Source organism: Clostridium sardiniense (assembly GCF_050584765.1).
GTDB classification, from domain to species: domain Bacteria; phylum Bacillota; class Clostridia; order Clostridiales; family Clostridiaceae; genus Clostridium; species Clostridium sardiniense_A.
This window is the reverse complement of the sequence record NZ_JBNOOR010000023.1, coordinates 1-667: the sequence shown is the minus strand read 5'-3', so window position 1 is coordinate 667 and position 667 is coordinate 1. Positions and strand designations below refer to the sequence as shown.

Below are 667 nucleotides of genomic sequence, written 5' to 3'. Positions count from 1 at the left end.
AGGTGGGGATGACGTCAAATCATCATGCCCCTTATGTCTAGGGCTACACACGTGCTACAATGGCAAGTACAGAGAGATGCAATACCGTGAGGTGGAGCTAAACTTCAAAACTTGTCTCAGTTCGGATTGTAGGCTGAAACTCGCCTACATGAAGCTGGAGTTACTAGTAATCGCGAATCAGCATGTCGCGGTGAATACGTTCCCGGGCCTTGTACACACCGCCCGTCACACCATGAGAGTTGGCAATACCCAAAGTTCGTGAGCTAACCGCAAGGAGGCAGCGACCTAAGGTAGGGTCAGCGATTGGGGTGAAGTCGTAACAAGGTAGCCGTAGGAGAACCTGCGGCTGGATCACCTCCTTTCTATGGAGAATTCAGTTAACAAGATGATTAACTGGTATATTAAAAAATTCGAAATTCGGATTTCTTACCGAAAAGAAGGTTTTTAAATGGTTTCTGTTCAATTTTGAGAGATTACTCTCAAAACAATATGGGTCTATAGCTCAGCTGGTTAGAGCGCACGCCTGATAAGCGTGAGGTCGGTGGTTCGAGTCCACTTAGACCCACCACATTGTTCTTTTAAAATTGCATATGAATATAAATTGTTGATACAACAAGCCAAGAAATAAAAAGTATTTATTAAATACTATTCTTTGTGAGAACTAAAA

General features: G+C 43.2%; 1 tRNA gene and 1 rRNA gene. Both read left to right on the top strand.

Annotation, left to right across the window (positions count from 1 at the left end):
* A 16S ribosomal RNA gene (locus tag ACQPUW_RS17275) occupies positions 1-362 on the top strand; the annotation flags it as partial.
* A 129-nt stretch (positions 363-491) separates the two neighbouring features.
* Positions 492-568, top strand: a tRNA-Ile gene (locus ACQPUW_RS17270).
* Positions 569-667: the final 99 nt, after the last annotated feature.